Origin of the sequence: Streptomyces violaceusniger Tu 4113 (genome assembly GCF_000147815.2) — a bacterium.
Classification (GTDB): Bacteria; Actinomycetota; Actinomycetes; order Streptomycetales; family Streptomycetaceae; genus Streptomyces; species Streptomyces violaceusniger_A.
Genome location: NC_015957.1, coordinates 8,840,464 through 8,855,831, shown reverse-complemented (window position 1 = coordinate 8,855,831; position 15,368 = coordinate 8,840,464). Strand labels below are relative to the sequence as shown.

General features: G+C 69.5%; 14 protein-coding genes. 8 read left to right on the top strand and 6 right to left on the bottom strand.

Annotated elements, in window-relative coordinates:
- The first annotated feature begins 90 nt into the window (after positions 1–90).
- From STRVI_RS36530 to STRVI_RS36515, 4 genes are all read left to right on the top strand, one after another.
- Positions 91–486 (top strand): hypothetical protein, encoded by a 396-nt coding sequence (locus STRVI_RS36530; protein WP_014060596.1) that lies wholly within the window; start codon positions 91–93, stop codon positions 484–486.
- Positions 487–527: 41 nt separating this feature from the next.
- The gene (locus STRVI_RS36525) at positions 528–4,724 is read left to right on the top strand and encodes a DUF6531 domain-containing protein (protein WP_251982985.1); all 4,197 of its coding nucleotides are present in this window, start codon (positions 528–530) and stop codon (positions 4,722–4,724) included.
- Positions 4,725–4,730: 6 nt separating this feature from the next.
- On the top strand, positions 4,731–5,162 hold the full coding sequence (locus STRVI_RS36520; protein WP_014060594.1) for a hypothetical protein: 432 nt from the start codon (positions 4,731–4,733) through the stop codon (positions 5,160–5,162).
- Positions 5,163–5,275: 113 nt separating this feature from the next.
- Positions 5,276–5,551: a hypothetical protein gene (locus STRVI_RS36515; protein ID WP_150112952.1), complete on the top strand. Its 276-nt coding sequence runs from the start codon at positions 5,276–5,278 to the stop codon at positions 5,549–5,551.
- A gap of 116 nt (positions 5,552–5,667) precedes the next feature.
- Here the strand turns inward: STRVI_RS36515 and STRVI_RS36510 are convergent, their stop codons facing one another.
- From STRVI_RS36510 to STRVI_RS36490, 5 genes are all read right to left on the bottom strand, one after another.
- Positions 5,668–6,837: a Cmx/CmrA family chloramphenicol efflux MFS transporter gene (locus STRVI_RS36510; RefSeq protein ID WP_014060592.1), complete on the bottom strand. Its 1,170-nt coding sequence runs from the start codon at positions 6,835–6,837 to the stop codon at positions 5,668–5,670.
- 311 nt (positions 6,838–7,148) lie between these two features.
- Positions 7,149–7,574 carry a Fur family transcriptional regulator gene (locus STRVI_RS36505; protein ID WP_014060591.1) on the bottom strand — a complete coding sequence of 142 codons (426 nt, stop codon included), beginning with the start codon at positions 7,572–7,574 and terminating at the stop codon, positions 7,149–7,151.
- 170 nt (positions 7,575–7,744) lie between these two features.
- A complete protein-coding gene (locus STRVI_RS36500; protein WP_014060590.1) occupies positions 7,745–8,617 on the bottom strand; it encodes a metal ABC transporter permease in 873 nt (290 codons plus the stop codon).
- A gap of 1 nt (position 8,618) precedes the next feature.
- Complete coding sequence (locus STRVI_RS36495) at positions 8,619–9,497, bottom strand: metal ABC transporter ATP-binding protein (RefSeq protein WP_435532637.1); 879 nt, start codon at positions 9,495–9,497, stop codon at positions 8,619–8,621.
- Between the two features lie 47 nt (positions 9,498–9,544).
- A complete protein-coding gene (locus STRVI_RS36490) occupies positions 9,545–10,558 on the bottom strand; it encodes a metal ABC transporter substrate-binding protein (RefSeq protein ID WP_014060588.1) in 1,014 nt (337 codons plus the stop codon).
- A gap of 150 nt (positions 10,559–10,708) precedes the next feature.
- Between STRVI_RS36490 and STRVI_RS36485 the strand changes: the two genes are divergently transcribed.
- Together STRVI_RS36485 and STRVI_RS36480 are read left to right on the top strand one after the other, a co-directional pair.
- On the top strand, positions 10,709–12,091 hold the full coding sequence (locus tag STRVI_RS36485; protein ID WP_014060587.1) for a glycine--tRNA ligase: 1,383 nt from the start codon (positions 10,709–10,711) through the stop codon (positions 12,089–12,091).
- A gap of 138 nt (positions 12,092–12,229) precedes the next feature.
- Positions 12,230–12,523 (top strand): hypothetical protein, encoded by a 294-nt coding sequence (locus STRVI_RS36480; protein ID WP_251982813.1) that lies wholly within the window; start codon positions 12,230–12,232, stop codon positions 12,521–12,523.
- Here STRVI_RS36480 and STRVI_RS55175 read toward each other — a convergent pair.
- Complete coding sequence (locus STRVI_RS55175) at positions 12,492–13,190, bottom strand: hypothetical protein (RefSeq protein ID WP_014060585.1); 699 nt, start codon at positions 13,188–13,190, stop codon at positions 12,492–12,494. The genes STRVI_RS36480 and STRVI_RS55175 overlap by 32 nt on opposite strands.
- A 170-nt stretch (positions 13,191–13,360) precedes the next feature.
- Between STRVI_RS55175 and STRVI_RS36470 the strand changes: the two genes are divergently transcribed.
- Together STRVI_RS36470 and STRVI_RS36465 are read left to right on the top strand one after the other, a co-directional pair.
- Positions 13,361–14,551: a sensor histidine kinase gene (locus tag STRVI_RS36470; protein ID WP_014060584.1), complete on the top strand. Its 1,191-nt coding sequence runs from the start codon at positions 13,361–13,363 to the stop codon at positions 14,549–14,551.
- Complete coding sequence (locus STRVI_RS36465; RefSeq protein WP_014060583.1) at positions 14,539–15,183, top strand: response regulator transcription factor; 645 nt, start codon at positions 14,539–14,541, stop codon at positions 15,181–15,183. The genes STRVI_RS36470 and STRVI_RS36465 overlap by 13 nt, the downstream gene beginning before the upstream one ends.
- Positions 15,184–15,368: the final 185 nt, after the last annotated feature.

The window sequence follows — 15,368 nt, the reverse complement described above, 5'->3', positions numbered from 1 at the left end:
GTTGCAGAGACCACATTGAACGGCTCATGATGATCGCCGCCCTAGCCTGGAAGCTTTGTACGACAAACGCTCAACGGGGGGAGGCGTCGCATGGGGAGCGGCAGCGGCAGTGGCGGCAGCAGCGGCGGCGGCAAGGTTCTGGACATCAAGGTGGCGGACATCAAGTCCGTCGCGCCGACGTTCCATCACCAGTCGGTGAAGCTGAGTGAGGCGCTGACCAAGCTGATCTCGGCGCTGGACGGCTATGGGGAGCCGTGGGGGGATGACAAGCCGGGGAAGGACTTCGGCAAGCAGTACAAGCCGAACCAGAAGCACATCGAGTCGGCGGCCGGCATTCTCGTTCTCGGGCTGACCAGCATCTATGAGGCGATGAACGATATGGCCGACGGTCATGTCGACAACGACAAGCTCATTGAGGGCATGTTCACCAAGGCCAAGCACGGCTCGGGTCATGACCAGGGTCCGGGTGCGGGCGGTCATCGGTGAGTTTCGGGAGCGAGATCGAGGAGAAGGCCAAGGCCCTCCTCATGAAGCTCGGCATGTGGTGGCCGGATGCCAACTCCGGCACTCTGCGCCACGCGGCCGACGCCTGGCGGACGTTCGCCGACAGTGTGGACGATGTGCGGGTCGCGACCGACAAGGCGGCCACGACGCTCATCCATCACAACAAGGGTGAGGCGATCGATGCCTTTGAGACGTTCTGGGGGCGTTACGCCAAGGGGAAGGACGAGGGCTGGCTGAGCAACCTCGCCAAGTCCGCCCGGAACATGGCGAAGTTCCTGGAGAAGTTCGCCGACAAGGTCGATGACGCCATCGACACGCTGAAGGCGCAGATCGCGATCGACGCGGCTGCGCTGGTCGGTGGTCTCCTGCTGACGCCGTTCACCGGGGGTGCCTCGGACGAGGTGGCCGCGGAGGTCATCGCGATGGCCAGCGGGCTGGGCATCGCGGTGGAGGAGGCCGTGGCGACGCTGGCGGCGGAGATCTTCACTGGTGCGGTCTTCACGAGCGTGCTGTCGGTGACGATCGACGCGGCGGTGGCGCAGCCGGTGAAGATCGCGCTGGGGCAGCAGAAGGGTTTCAGCCTGGATGAGGTCAACCAGGCCGCCAAGGACGGCATGATCGACGGTGGGATCTTCGGCGCCGGGCTGGGTGTGCTCAAGCCCGGTGTGATGCCGAAGCTCACTGGTGTCCCGGACTTGCTCAGGCCGCCGAAGGTGCCCTCGCTGCGGCCGAATCTCGTCGAGGAGGGCCCGGCTGCCCGCCCGGCCAAGAAGTGCCCGTGCACGGGTGAGCCGATCGACATCGCGACGGGTGCGATGTTGATGGAGCACACCGACCTGATGCTGCCCGGTTCGCTGCCGCTGGTTTTCGAGCGCACCCATGTGTCCTCGTACCGGGGCGGGGTGTGGTTCGGCCCGACCTGGACCAGCCTGCTGGACGAGCGGATCCAACTGGACCCGGAGGGCGTGGTGTTCGCCGCCGCGGACGGGATGCGGCTGGTGTATCCGGTGCCGGAGCCGGGGTTGCCGACGCTGCCGGTGAAGGGTGCGCGGTGGCCGCTGGAGTGGGACGGCAAGCCGGACGGTGTCATGACGGTGACCGACCCGGAGGCGGGTGTGGTGCGGACGTTCGTCCGTCCCGCCGCCACGGAGGAGCCGGGCGCGGTCTACCTGGCCCTGGAGAGCCTCCAGGACCGCAACGGTGCCCGCATTGAGATCGAACGGGCCCTGAGCGGCGTCCCGTTGGCCGTCCGCCACTCCGGGGGCTACTACCTGGCCGTCGACACCGAGGGCCAGCGGGTCACCGCGCTCCGGCTCCTCGACGAACCGCCGTCGGTCTATGCCCCCGGGCAGAGCCGCGAGGGCGGCACGGTGGTGATGCGCTACGGCTACGACGAAGCGGGCAACCTTACGGGGGTCACCAACTCCAGCGGCGAGCCGCTGCGCTTCACCTACGACGCCCAGGGGCGGGTGACGTCCTGGACGGACCGCAACGGCACGTCGTTCCGGTATGTGTACGGGCCGGACGGGAAGGTGGTGCGCACCGAGGGCAGCGACGGCGTCTACAACGGCGGCCTGGAGTATGACGACGCGGCGCGGACGACGGTCTACACGGACTCGCTCGGCCACCGCACGACGTATCGCTATAACGCCGACGGTCAGTTGATCGAGGAGACCGATCCGCTGGGCCACACCACGCTGACGGAGTGGGACGCGCGCGGCGACCGTAAGGTCGCGGTGACGGATCCCCTGGGGCGTACGACGCGCTACGGGTACGACGAGGACGGCAACCTGACGGGCGTCACCCTCCCGGACGGGGCGCGAGCGGAGGCCACGTACAACGCGCTGTGCCTGCCGCTGGAGGTAACGGAGCCGGGCGGCGGGAGTTGGCGCCACACGTACGACGACACGGGGAACCTGACCGCCACCACGGACCCGACGGGGTCGACCACGACCTACGCCTACACCGAGCGGGGCCACCTGGCCGAGGTGACGGACGCGCTGGGCAACACCACGCGTCTGATCCCGGACAGGGCCGGACTCCCCATCGCCGTGACGGACCCACTGGGCCACACCACGAGCGTCCGCCGGGACATCTTCGGCCGGGTGGTCGAGGCGACGGATCCGCTGGGCCACACCACCCGTATGGGCTGGACGACCGAGGGCAAACCGGCGTGGCGCGAGGAGCCGGACGGGTCCCGGGAGAGCTGGACCTGGGACGGCGAGGGCAACCTCCTCACCCACACGGACCCGGCGGGACACACCACCCACCAGACCTCCACCCACTTCGACGTCCCCGCCACCCGCACGGAGCCGGACGGCGCGGCGTACGCCTTCGCGTACGACACCGAGCTGCGCCTGACCGAGGTCACCAACCCCCAGGGCCTGACGTGGACCTACACCTACGACCCGGCGGGCCGCCTCACCACCGAGACCGACTTCAACGGCCGCACCCTCACCTACACCCACGATGCGGCCGGCGACCTGCTGACCCGCACCAACGGCGCGGGCGAGACCCTGTACCTCACCCGGGACGCGCTGGGCCGCACGACGGAACAACGCGACGAGGCGGGCGCACGGACGACGTATGCCTACGACGCGCAGAGTGCCCTGGCCCAAGCGAGCAATCCGGACGTTGAACTGACCCTCGAACGGGACGCCTTGGGCCGCGTCCTGTCAGAAACGGTCAACGGCCGCACGACGAGGTACTTGTATGACGCGGTGGGGCGCCGCACCGAACGCACGACTCCGTCCGGCCTGACGAGCGCCTGGACCTACGACGAGGCGGGCCGCCCCACCGCACTGCGGACCGGTACGGCCGGCACTCTGACCTTCGTGTACGACGCGGCGGGCCGGGAGACAGAACGCCGCGTGGGCGAGGCGGTGAGACTGACCCAGACGTGGGATACGGCAGACCGCCTCACGACGCAAACGATCGGCGAGGGCCGCGCCAGCGAAGCGAACCGGATCCTCCAGCACCGTTCGTACGCCTACCGTGCGGACGGCTACCTGACCGAGATCCGCGAACTCACCTCCGGCACCCGCCGCTTCGACCTGGACCCGGTAGGCCGTGTGACGGGGGTCCACGCCCACGGCTGGACCGAAACCTACGCCTACGACTCGGCGGGCAACCTCACCCACGCCTCCGCCCCCGCACACGCGTCACCCGGCGACCGGGAGTTCTCGGGGACGATCGTCCACCGAGCGGGCCGCACCACCTACGAACACGACACCCAGGGCCGCCTGACCCGCCGCACCCGCAAACTCCTCAACGGCCAGACCCGCACCTGGGCCTACACCTGGAACGCCGAAGACCGCCTGACCGACGCGATGACCCCGGACGGCGACCACTGGCATTACATATACGACCCCCTCGGCCGCCGCATATCGAAACAGCGCCTGGCGGATGACGGCACGATCGCCGAATCGATCGACTTCACGTGGGAAGACACCCGCCTGGCCGAGCAATCCACTCCCGAGGGCGTACACACCACCTGGGACTACGCCCCAGGCACCCACCGTCCCCTCGCCCAAACCGACCACACCCCGCTGATCCGGAAGCCCGGCGCATCCCTCATCGAGAAGTTCACGGGCGCCGAGGACGAGACGCCACCCGGCTTCCATGCCATCATCACCGACCTGGTCGGCACGCCAACAGAACTGGTCACCCCTGACGGAGACCTGTCCTGGCAGTACCGCACCACCCTCTGGGGAACCCACTTCCCCTCCCGAGCGAGCACCTCAAAGGTCGACTGCCCCCTCCGCTTCCCCGGCCAATACGCCGACCCCGAAACGGGCCTGCACTACAACTACTTCCGCCACTACGACCCGGAAACGGCCCGCTACGTCACCCCGGACCCCCTGGGCCTCGAGCCTGCTCCCAATCACCACGCGTACGTCACGAATCCCCACAGATTCATCGACCCTGTGGGCCGGGAGGCATGCGAGACAGCAAAAAATATCGCACAACACTCCCGTGACCGAGCGAAGGATCAGGGTGGTCTCGATCATTATGTTAAAGATGTCAAGCCCAACGATCTGGATGATTATGTGGATAAGGTGATCAACCAGGATGTGCCGGGTATTGAAGTTCGTTACCTCTCCAGGGAGAGGATAGCCTACTGGGATCCGGACAAGGGCGCGGTGGTGGTTGAGCAAGGAGATGGGGGAACGGTATTTACGCCGAAGGAAGGGAAAACCTATTTCGAAGATCTCGAGTAGCGGTAGATGGGGAGTTTGATTGTGCAGCGAGTTCAAATTGCCTTCGATAAGTTTAAGATCATCTTTCAGGTGACGAAAGAGATTCCGAATTTGCCTGAGGGGAGTGATCGGTCGGAGGATGCTCACCTGCGGGATGAGCTGCTCCGTTGTGTTCGCCTGGCCAGGCAAATCGCTAGGGCGGTGAAGCCGGATCCCATCTCGGTCGACGTGTTGGAAGCCGAATCCTCTGCCGTTTCGCTACTCGAAGGGTCAAGCCCCGGCGCGGACGGGACGGGTATCGTCAAGTTGGAGTTGCCGGGGGAGGTCATCGGGATTTGGCGACCGTTCGCTGAAAGGGTGCTCGCGGAGATGAACGGCCGGGAACTCTTTCTGCGCACCGGGTATGAGGTCGCCGAGATGCGCAAGGCGATCGAGCTTCTGCCGCGCCTGCAGCCGTGAGGCGAACGTGATGATGGTGATCGGATATTCACCCAGGTATGCACAAGCGGCTGAAATTGGCGTGGTGAACAAGCTGCTTTATGGGGGGCGATTCCCCTAGCGTGGACCTCAAAGTGGTGGAGCCTTTCCCGCGGGCGGAGATCTCCGACGGGGTGATCCCCGCCACCGGCCTAGTGAAGGGCTCCTCCGGAGAGTCCGGTCCCGCGTCGGTGGCCGCCCGACCGTCCATCGTCGCCGCGACCGGCACCTCACTCGACGGCCAGACGGGCCCGCTCATAGGCCCCGAGGCCACCCCCGTCCCCGACTACCGGGGAAGCACTGACCCCCGGACGGTCAGCGAGGTGCTCAAGCTCAGCCGAAAACTGGCACCCCTCGGCGACGGCCGATAATCGTGCGAGCCTTCAGCCGCCACGCCGCATCCGCGCTGCGGAAGTCCAGCTCCCGCAGCGCGGATTGACATTCAGCGGCGAGGATGCGGCCGGTACGTCACCCCGAATCGCGGACGTCAGTACCCGGCTTCCTCGACCCCCACGCGGGCACCCCATGCCCGGGAAGCGGCGACAGCACCCACCGCCGTCGCGGCCAGCGCGGCGCTGACCCACACCGCGCCCCGGTAGTCGCCCGTCGTCTCCGTCACGAGGCCCGCGACCAACGGGCCCAAGAAGGCACCCGCGTTCAGGGCGACCGTGGCGAACGAGCCGCCCAGCGAGGGAGCCTGGGAGGCCGTACGCATGACGCGGGTGACGAGGGTCGAGCCGATGCCGAACGACAGGCCGCCTTGCAGGACGGTCACGATGAAGAGCGGGGCCGCGTAGGGGCTGGTCGCGGCCAGTACCGCCCAGCCGACCGGCAGGGCACACACGGCCAGGAGCAGGCCCCTCCCGAACCCGCCGTTGGCCCTACGGCCGGCCGTGGTCACCCCCACGAAGGCGCCCACCCCGAACGCGGCGAGAAGAGCGGGGACGGCGGCGTCGGGGAGGTGGGTGATGTCCGTGGCGATGACGGCCAGGTAGGCGAAGGTCGCGAACGTCGCCCCGTTGACCACGGCCGCCAGGACCATGGCCCACTGCACCGGGCGCGACGCCACCACACGCGCTTCCCGCCTGATCGAGACTTCCTCCCGACCGGCCGCGTCGGCGGGCGCCTGGCGGAAGACCAGAGTCAGCGCGGGCAGGCACAGGGCGGCCACGGCCCAGAACGCGGAGCGCCAGCCGGACCACTCCCCGAGCAACGCCCCCGCGGGGACACCCGCGACGCACGACAGCGTGACCCCGGACAGCAGAACGGCGGTGGCCCTGGCGTGCTGCGACGCCGGGACGAGAGCCGTCGCGACGGACATCGCGACCGCCAGGAAACCGGCATTGACGATCGCGGCGACGATACGAGTACCGAAGAGCACGGCGAAGTCCGTCGTCACCGCGCCGATCACATGCACGACGACGAACGCCGCCAAGAACCCCGCCAGCGCCCTCCGCCGCGGCCATCGCGCGCTCAGCGCGGCCATCACCGGTGCGCCGACGATCATTCCGATCGCGTACGCGGACGTCAGACTCGCCGCGGCTCCCACCGACACGGAGAGGTCGCGGGCGATGCCCGGTACGAGACCGGACAGCATGAACTCGGATGTTCCTTGCGCGAAGACGGCGAGCGCGAGGACGTAAAGGAAAACAGGCAAGACGACTCCAGCGATGAGCGGATGCGGGCAAGAACAGCCGCGTGCTGGATGTCGGACTACGCCACGACGAGCCATGAATACGTCATGACTACGACGAGCCCGAGACGGAACCAGACACACGGAGTCGTGTCCGGTCGCTGGAAGCGAGATCGACCCAAAAGTCAGGTCAGCGGTTCAGACAACTGCTCGCCGCCGAACGACCGGCGGCTCCGTTCTGTCTGATTCAGGGCTCGTCACGTCGGGCACCGTATCCACAATCCCCGACAGAGATCAATCGGAGCGGGGCGGGGGCCAACCCCGCGAAGGGGAGATCAACCCTGCGCGGCCTTCGCCGCCGCGCAGTCGCCGCAGGTGCCGAAGATCTCGATCGTGTGGGCCACGTCCACGAAGCCGTGCTCGGCGGCGATCGCGTCGGCCCACTTTTCGACGGCGGGGCCCTCCACCTCCACCGCCTTGCCGCAGGCGCGGCAGACCAGGTGGTGGTGGTGCTCCTCGCTGTTGCAGCGGCGGTAGACCGCCTCGCCCTCCGTAGTGCGGAGGACGTCGACCTCGCCGGCGTCGGCCAGGGACTGGAGGGTGCGGTAGACGGTGGTCAGGCCCACCGAGTCGCCCCGGTGCTTGAGCATGTCGTGGAGCTCCTGCGCACTGCGGAACTCGTCCACCTCGTCCAGTGCTGCCGCCACCGCGGCGCGCTGCCTGGTGGACCGGCCGCGTACTGGGGGACCCGCGGTTACCACGGCTGCCTCCTCAACCTCACATGCTCCGTCGCTCTCGCGGCTACTCTCCGCGCCCACTGCGTCTTCTGCCCGGCCATTGTGCCAGTTATCGCTCGGGGGACGGACGAGAGCGACAGACTGAGGGACGGACCGAGCGGTGGACCGAGCGGTGGACCGTGCGAGTACGTGGACTATACGAGTACATCGTCCCTCACCGTGCACCGTTCCTCGGCCTCGGCCACCCGTTGAGCGCGTCTTTTCGCCAGGGGCGCGGCCAGGGCCGTGATCACGGCGAAGACGCCGATGGCGAGGACGACGATGCTCGCGCCGGGCGGGACGTTCTTGTAGAAGGAGAAGACCGTGCCGGACAGGGTCACCACGACGCCGATGGTGATCGCCAGCGCGAGCGTCATCGCGAAGCCCCGGGTGGCCTGCTGGGCGGCGGCGACCGGGACCACCATCAGGGCGCTGACCAGGAGCAGGCCCACGACGCGCATGGCGACGGTGACCGTGACGGCCGCGGTGATGGCCAGCAGCAGGTTGAGCGTGCGCACCGGGAGGCCGGTCACCCGGGCGAACTCCTCGTCCTGGCACACCGCGAACAACTGGCGGCGCAGCCCCAGAGTGATCACTACGACGAAGGCGGCGAGGAGGGAGATCGCGACGACGTCCTCGGGGGAGACCGTGGTGATCGAGCCGAAGAGATAGGTGGTGAGGTTGGCGTTGGAGCCGGTCGGCGAGAGGTTGATCAGCAGCACACCGCCCGCCATCCCGCCGTAGAAGAGCATCGCGAGCGCGAGATCGCCACGGGTCTTGCCATACCAGCGGATCAGCTCCATGGCGATCGCGCCGAGGGCGGAGACGGCGACGGCGGTCCACACGGGGTTGGCGCCGGTCAGGAAGCCGAGGGCGACGCCGGTAAGGGCGACATGGCCGATCCCGTCGCCCATGATCGCCTGGCGGCGCTGGACGAGGTAGATGCCGACGGCGGGCGCGGTGATGCCCACCAGGACGGCGGCGAGCAGGGCCCGCTGCATGAAGGCGTAGTCGAGGATCTCGAGCATCTCAGGTCAGCAACCCTGTCCGGATCGGTTCGGCGTCGGACGCCGCATGGGGATGGACGTGATCGTGGCCGGGCAGCGCGTGCTGGCCCACGGCCTTGGGCGGCGGTCCGTCGTGGACCACGCAGCCGTCGCGGAGCACCACCGCGCGGTCGATCAGCGGCTCCAGCGGGCCGAGCTCATGGAGGACGAGGAGGACCGTGGCACCGGTGGCGACCTGCTCGCGGAGGGTGCCCGCAAGGATCTCCTGGCTGGCGAGGTCGACCCCGGCCATCGGCTCGTCCATGATCAGCAGTTCCGGTTCGCCCGCGAGCGCGCGGGCGATCAGCACGCGCTGGTGCTGACCGCCGGAGAGGGCGCTCACCGGGTCCCGGGCGCGGTCGGCCATGCCGACGAGCTCCAGGGCCCGCTGAACGGCCGCCCGGTCCGCCTTGCGCGGCGGGCCGAACCGGCGGCGGGCCAGCCGGCCCGCCGAGACGACCTCGCGCACGGTGGCGGGGACGCCGCTGGCGGCGGTGGTGCGCTGCGGTACGTAACCGATCCGGGCCCAGTCGCGGAAACGGCGGCGGGGGGTGCCGAAGAGGGCCAGCTCACCGCCGCTGAGCGGCACCTGGCCGACGATGGACCGTACGGCGGTGGACTTGCCCGAGCCGTTGGCGCCGAGCAGCGCCACGACCTCGCCGCGGCGGACGGTCAGATCGATGCCGCGCAGCACGGGGCGGCCACCGAGGGTGGCGGTGGCGCCGCGCAGGGATATGGGGTCGGCGGCCGGGTCCACGGTCGGGGCCGGATGAGTGGCCGGTGCCGGATGCGTGGGTGCGTCCGTGGCCGGTCCCGGATGCGGGGGCGCGGTCGGGGCTATGTCCGGCTCCTCGGTTTCCATGGGTTCCTCGGTCGCCATCGTTTCCTCGACCTCCGTGGGGTGGTCCGTCACTTGGTGCCCAGCGCCTTCTGCAGGGCCTTCAGGTTGGATCGCATGACCTGGATGTAGTCGTCGCCCTTGGACTTGTCGCCGATGCCCTCGATGGGATCGAGCACATCGGTCCGCAGATGGAGGTCGCCCGCCAGCGTCTTCGCCGTCCGGTCGCTCACGAGGGTCTCGAAGAAGACGGTGTTGACCTTGTCCTTCTTGGCGACGCTGTGCAGCCCCTTGATCCGGGCCGGGCTGGGCTCGGATTCGGGGTCGAGGCCGGAGATCGCCTCCTGCCGCAGGCCGTAGCGCTCGGCGAGATAGCCGAAGGCGGCGTGGGTTGTGATGAAGGTGTCCGAAGAACGGTCCTTCAAACCGCTCCGGAAGTCCTGATCAAGCGTGGTCAGCTCCTTGACCAGGGCGGTGGTGTTCTTCTTGTACGTCGTGGCGTGATCGGGGTCGGCCTTCTCCAGCGCCTTGCCGACGCCCTTGGCGACCTGGGCGTAGCGCACCGGGTCCAGCCAGATGTGGGGGTCGGCGGCGGCGTCGCCGGAGTGGGCGTGGCCCTCGTGCCCTTTCTCGCCCTCGCCCCCGTGACCGCCTTCGCCCCCGTGACCGCCCGCGTCCGCGCCCCCGTGGTCGCCCTCGACCTCGGTGCCGTGGTCCTCCAGCGTGGTGTACGAGGCGGCGTCGGCGACGTGCTTCGGCTCGGCCTGTCCGATGGCCCGGTCGACCGAGGGCTGGAGCCCCTTGAGGTAGACCACCAGGCCCGCCTTGCTGAGATCGGCGGTCTGCCGGGGGCTGATCTCCAGATCGTGCGGTTCGACGCCGGGCTTGGTCAGGGAGGACACATGGATGGCGTTCCCGCCGATCCGCTGGGCGAGGAACTGCAGGGGATAGAACGACGCCACCACGTCCAGCTTGCCGTCCGTCCTTCCGTCGCCGACGTCGGAGGAGCAGGCTGTGAGGGTGGTCAGACCGAGTGCGGCGGCTCCGACGAGGGCGGTCGTGGGCCTGAGGCGGCGTATGTTCATGACTCTCATTTTCAACAAAGATGGAAACGATTGTCAACAACTGTCCTCTTGTTGATCGCTTCGACTACCGATTTGATCCGGGGGGTGCCGCCGCCGGTAACCTGAAGCATTCGCTTCGTCGTCAATGTCGTCATCAATGAAGAGAGCACCGTGGCCGCCGACAAGATCGACACCATCGTCAGCCTCAGCAAGCGCCGTGGCTTCGTCTACCCGTGCAGCGAGATCTACGGCGGCCAGCGAGCCGCCTGGGACTACGGACCGCTCGGTGTGGAGCTGAAGGAGAACATCAAGCGGCAGTGGTGGCGTTCGATGGTCACCTCTCGTGACGACGTCGTCGGACTCGACTCGTCCGTGATCCTGGCCCGTGAGGTGTGGGAGGCGTCCGGCCACGTCGCCACCTTCACGGACCCGCTCACCGAGTGCACCTCCTGTCACAAGCGGTTCCGCGCGGACCACCTGGAGGAGGCGTACGAGGCCAAGCACGGCCGGCTCCCCGAGAACGGCCTGGCCGACGTCAACTGCCCGCACTGCGGCAACAAGGGCAGCTTCACCGAGCCCAAGCAGTTCTCCGGGCTGCTCGCCACCCACCTCGGCCCGACCCAGGACTCCGGCTCGATCGCGTATCTGCGCCCCGAGACCGCCCAGGGCATCTTCACCAACTTCCTCGCCGTCCAGCAGACCTCGCGCCGGAAGCCGCCGTTCGGTATCGCGCAGGTCGGCAAGTCGTTCCGCAACGAGATCACGCCGGGAAACTTCATCTTCCGCACGCGTGAATTCGAGCAGATGGAGATGGAGTTCTTCGTCAAGCCGGGCGAGGACGAGACGTGGCACGAGTACTGGATGGAGCAGCGCTGGAACTGGTACCGGGACCTCGGTCTCCAGGAGGCGAACATCCGGTGGTACGAGCACCCGAAGGAGAAGCTCTCCCACTACTCCAAGCGCACCGCTGACATCGAGTACCGCTTCAGCTTCGGCGGCTCGGAGTGGGGCGAGCTGGAGGGCCTGGCCAACCGCACCGACTTCGACCTGAAGGCGCATTCGGCGGCGTCCGGCCAGGACCTGTCGTACTTCGACCAGGAGGCCGGCGAGCGCTGGACCCCCTACGTCATCGAGCCGGCGGCGGGCGTGGGCCGCGCGATGCTGGCCTTCATGCTCGACGCGTACGTCGAGGACGAGGCGCCCAACGCCAAGGGCAAGATGGAGAAGCGCACCGTGATGCGGCTCGACCCGCGCCTGGCGCCGGTCAAGGTCGCGGTGCTGCCCCTGTCCCGCAACCCGCAGCTCTCGCCGAAGGCCAAGGGGCTCGCGGCGGACCTGCGCAAGCACTGGAACATCGAGTTCGACGACGCGGGCGCGATCGGCCGCCGCTACCGTCGCCAGGACGAGATCGGCACGCCCTTCTGCGTCACCGTGGACTTCGACACCCTCGACGACAACGCCGTGACCGTGCGTGAGCGCGACACGATGAAGCAGGAGCGGGTCTCCCTCGACCAGATCCAGTCCTACCTGGGCGGCCGTCTGATCGGCTGCTGACCTGGCCCGGGCCATCGCGCCCGGACCACGGGCACCGGACACATACCCGACGACGGGCTCCGGCGCCGCGGACGCGATGTCCGTGGCACCGGGGCCCGTCGGCTCGGCAGAACGGGGGGTTCACCAATCGTGCGAGGCGTGACACATCGCATCACCGCCACTCGCGAGGACGGCACGGTCTTCGAGGTGAGCTACGGCTACGGTCCGGGGCAGCGGCGGCTGCTCGGCTGCCGGCACTGCGACTGGCAGGAGCGGATCACCTCCGGTGGCGCCCGCCACAAGGGACTCGACCACCTCGCCCAGGCGCACGGAGCCCTCGGCTCCCCGCGGATGACCGCCGACGCGGCGGCGCGGCGGCAGGTCCTCCTGATCATGCTGGCCTGTTTCGCGGCGGCGGCGCTCATTCTGTGGTGGGCCGCCTCGCAGGGGTGACGGGCGGTCCAGGGGTGGTCGGCGGTCCAGGGGTGGTCGGCGGTCCAGGGCTGACCGGCGTCCCAAGTGGCCCAGGCGGCCCGGGCGGCCCAGGTGTCCCAAGCGGCTCAGGCGTCCCAAGCGGCTCGGGTGTCCCAAGCGGCTCAGGCGTCCCCGGTGTCGCGGCGGTGCCGGTCGCGGTCCGTCGCCCCCGGCGGCCGAGCGCCAGCGCCGTGCACAGCGCCGCCAGCGGCAGCTCCGCGCAGGCCGCCATCGCGACCGCCACCGCCAGTTCCCCGCCCGGCGCGGCGGTCACCGTGTCGAACCACGCGTCCACCACGAGCAGCGCTCCCGTCGCCGCCGCGGTCAGGCGATGGCGGTCGTCGCCGCGTCTGCGCAGCGCGGCGGTGGAGAGCAGCCCGAGCGCCTCGAGGGCGTCCAGGCCCACCCAGACGGTGTTCCAGTGGCCGACCTGGGCCGTGGACGGCACCGTCCGGGCCAGTACGTACAGCCAGGGGACCAGCGCCGCCCCCGAGGCCAGCAGCACCGACTCCGGCCGTATGCGCCGCCGCAGAAGCGCACACCGCGCCTTCCGTGCCTTCCGCGCGGCCCGCGCGTCGGTGGCCGGGACGGTGGCGGGGGCGGTGGCCGGGACGGTGGCGGGAGTGGGGGCGTACTGAGCGGTCATGGGCGGATCTCCTTCCGGGCCCGCTCGTTGCCGGGCATGCCCTCAGCCTTGTCACCGCCGCCTCCGGTGTCGGTCACACCAGTTGCCGACTTGGGGTGGCACCAGTTGCACCCCCGATCCGGGTACGAGCGTGAACGACCGGCCCGGGGCGCCCGGAATAAGGTCGGCGCATGAGACTCCCCACCGCGCCACGGCGGGCGTTCGCCCGGCTGCGGCGCGACGCGGTATTCGGGCTCGTCGGCATATCCGTGCAGCTCTTGGCCCTGCTGGTGATGGGGGTGCCCTGGCTGGCGGACGGCGATCTGTCGTCTCTGCCCGCCGTTCTGCTCGCCGTCGCGCTTCCGCTCGGTGCCCTGGCCGCTCTCACCCCCGGGTTCACCCGCGTGCAGCGGCGCCGCTTCACGTCCCTGCTTGCCATCGACATCCCCGGGCCGACGCGCTGGGGGCGGCAGGTGCGATACAACCTGCTGGTCGCACCGGCCATCGCGGGCGGCGGGGTACTCGCCTGGAGCTTCGCCCTCGTGGGCGTGGCGGCCGCGACCGTGTTCCTCTGGAGGCAGCAGGCCGGGCGGCTGAAGTTCCTGCCCGACGCCATGGCCGCCGCGTATCTCACCGCGGGCGGCATCGCCCTGCTGGCCCTCGCGTACTGGCTCACCGGCGCCCTCGCACGGCTCGACCTGCGCGCCGCCACCGCACTGCTGGGTCCCGACCCGGCCAAGAAGCTGGAACGGCGGGTCGAGGACCTGACCGAGAGCCGTGCGGGGGCGATCGACGTGGCGGACGCCGAACGCCGCCGTATCGAACGCGATCTGCACGACGGCGCACAGCAGCGACTGGTGTCCATGGCGGTCAACCTGGGCCTGGCGAAGGCCACTCTCAAGGATCTGCCGGACGAGGCGCGGCAGGTCATCGAGGAGGCGCACCGGGAGGCCAAGGGCGCCATCGAGGAGCTGAGCAGTCTGGTGCGCGGGCTGCACCCGGCCGTTCTCGACGAACTCGGCCTGGATGCCGCCCTCTCCGGTATCGCGGCGCGCGCCCCGCTGCCGGTTCGGCTGCATGTCCACGTGCCGGAGCGAGCCTCCCCGACCGTCGAGGCCGTCGCGTACTTCGTCGTATCCGAGGCCCTCACCAACGTCGCCAAGCACGCCCGGGCGGAGCGGGCCGACGTCACGGTCGTCCGCACCGGGGACACGCTCCGGGTCGTCATCGCCGACGACGGGGAGGGCGGGGCCGACGCCGCCCGGGGCAGCGGTCTCACCGGGCTCGCCAAGCGGGCGGGCTCGGTGGACGGCAGCTTCGCGATCAGCAGCCCCCGCGGGGGCCCGACCGTCATCACCGTGGAGCTGCCGTGCGTGCTGTGATCGCCGAGGACTCGGTTCTGCTGCGGATCGGCCTGGTCAAGGTGTTGCAGATGGCGGGCTTCGAGGTGACCGCGGAGGCGGCGGACGCGGAGGGCCTGCTGACGGCGGTGGAGGAGCACCGTCCGGACATCGCCGTGGTGGACGTGCGGATGCCGCCGGGCTTCACGGACGAGGGCGTCCGGGCGGCCCTGCTGATCCGGCGGCAGTGGCCGGACACGGCGGTGCTGCTGCTCTCGCAGTACGTGGAGGAGCGCTACGCGGCCGATCTGCTCACCGCGCACACGAGCGGGATCGGCTACCTGCTGAAGCAACGCGTCGCGGACGTGGAGGAGTTCATCGACGCGGTGCGGCGGGTGGCGGGCGGTGGCACCGTGCTGGACCCGCAGGTCGTCTCCCAGCTCCTCGTCCGCCGCCACAGCGACCCGCTGGACCGGCTGACGCGGCGGGAGCGGGAGGTGCTGGAGCTGATGGCGGGCGGGCGGTCGAACGCGGGGATCGCCGGGGCGCTGGTGATCAGCGAGAGCGCGGTGGCCAAGCACATCAACTCCATCTTCGTGAAGCTGGACCTGCCGGTCGCCGACGCGGACCACCGCCGGGTGCTGGCGGTGCTGCGGTTCCTGGGCGTGGGCTGAGGGACCCCGGCCGAGATGCCTCGTCAGGGCTCGCCACCAGAGCCCCTCACCAGGCTCCTCGGCAGGGCCCCTCGCCGGGATCCCGAGGCCCTCGGGATCCCGGCGACGGCCCCAACCCCCGGGCGGGCCTCGGGTCTCAGCGGGTCGGAGGAAGTCCGCTACGGTTCGGCAGCGCCCCGTAGGGG

What these genes read in the sequence shown, in the direction of transcription:
- STRVI_RS36520 (WP_014060594.1), top strand. Translation starts at nt 4,731, where the DNA reads ATGGGGAGTTTGATTGTGCAGCGAGTTCAAATTGCCTTCGATAAGTTT.
- STRVI_RS55175 (WP_014060585.1), bottom strand. Translation starts at nt 13,190, where the DNA reads ATGACCGCTCAGTACGCCCCCACTCCCGCCACCGTCCCGGCCACCGCC.
- STRVI_RS36495 (WP_435532637.1), bottom strand. Translation starts at nt 9,497, where the DNA reads ATGGAAACCGAGGAGCCGGACATAGCCCCGACCGCGCCCCCGCATCCG.
- STRVI_RS36525 (WP_251982985.1), top strand. Translation starts at nt 528, where the DNA reads ATGAAGCTCGGCATGTGGTGGCCGGATGCCAACTCCGGCACTCTGCGC.
- STRVI_RS36490 (WP_014060588.1), bottom strand. Translation starts at nt 10,558, where the DNA reads ATGAACATACGCCGCCTCAGGCCCACGACCGCCCTCGTCGGAGCCGCC.
- STRVI_RS36500 (WP_014060590.1), bottom strand. Translation starts at nt 8,617, where the DNA reads ATGCTCGAGATCCTCGACTACGCCTTCATGCAGCGGGCCCTGCTCGCC.
- STRVI_RS36470 (WP_014060584.1), top strand. Translation starts at nt 13,361, where the DNA reads ATGAGACTCCCCACCGCGCCACGGCGGGCGTTCGCCCGGCTGCGGCGC.
- STRVI_RS36530 (WP_014060596.1), top strand. Translation starts at nt 91, where the DNA reads ATGGGGAGCGGCAGCGGCAGTGGCGGCAGCAGCGGCGGCGGCAAGGTT.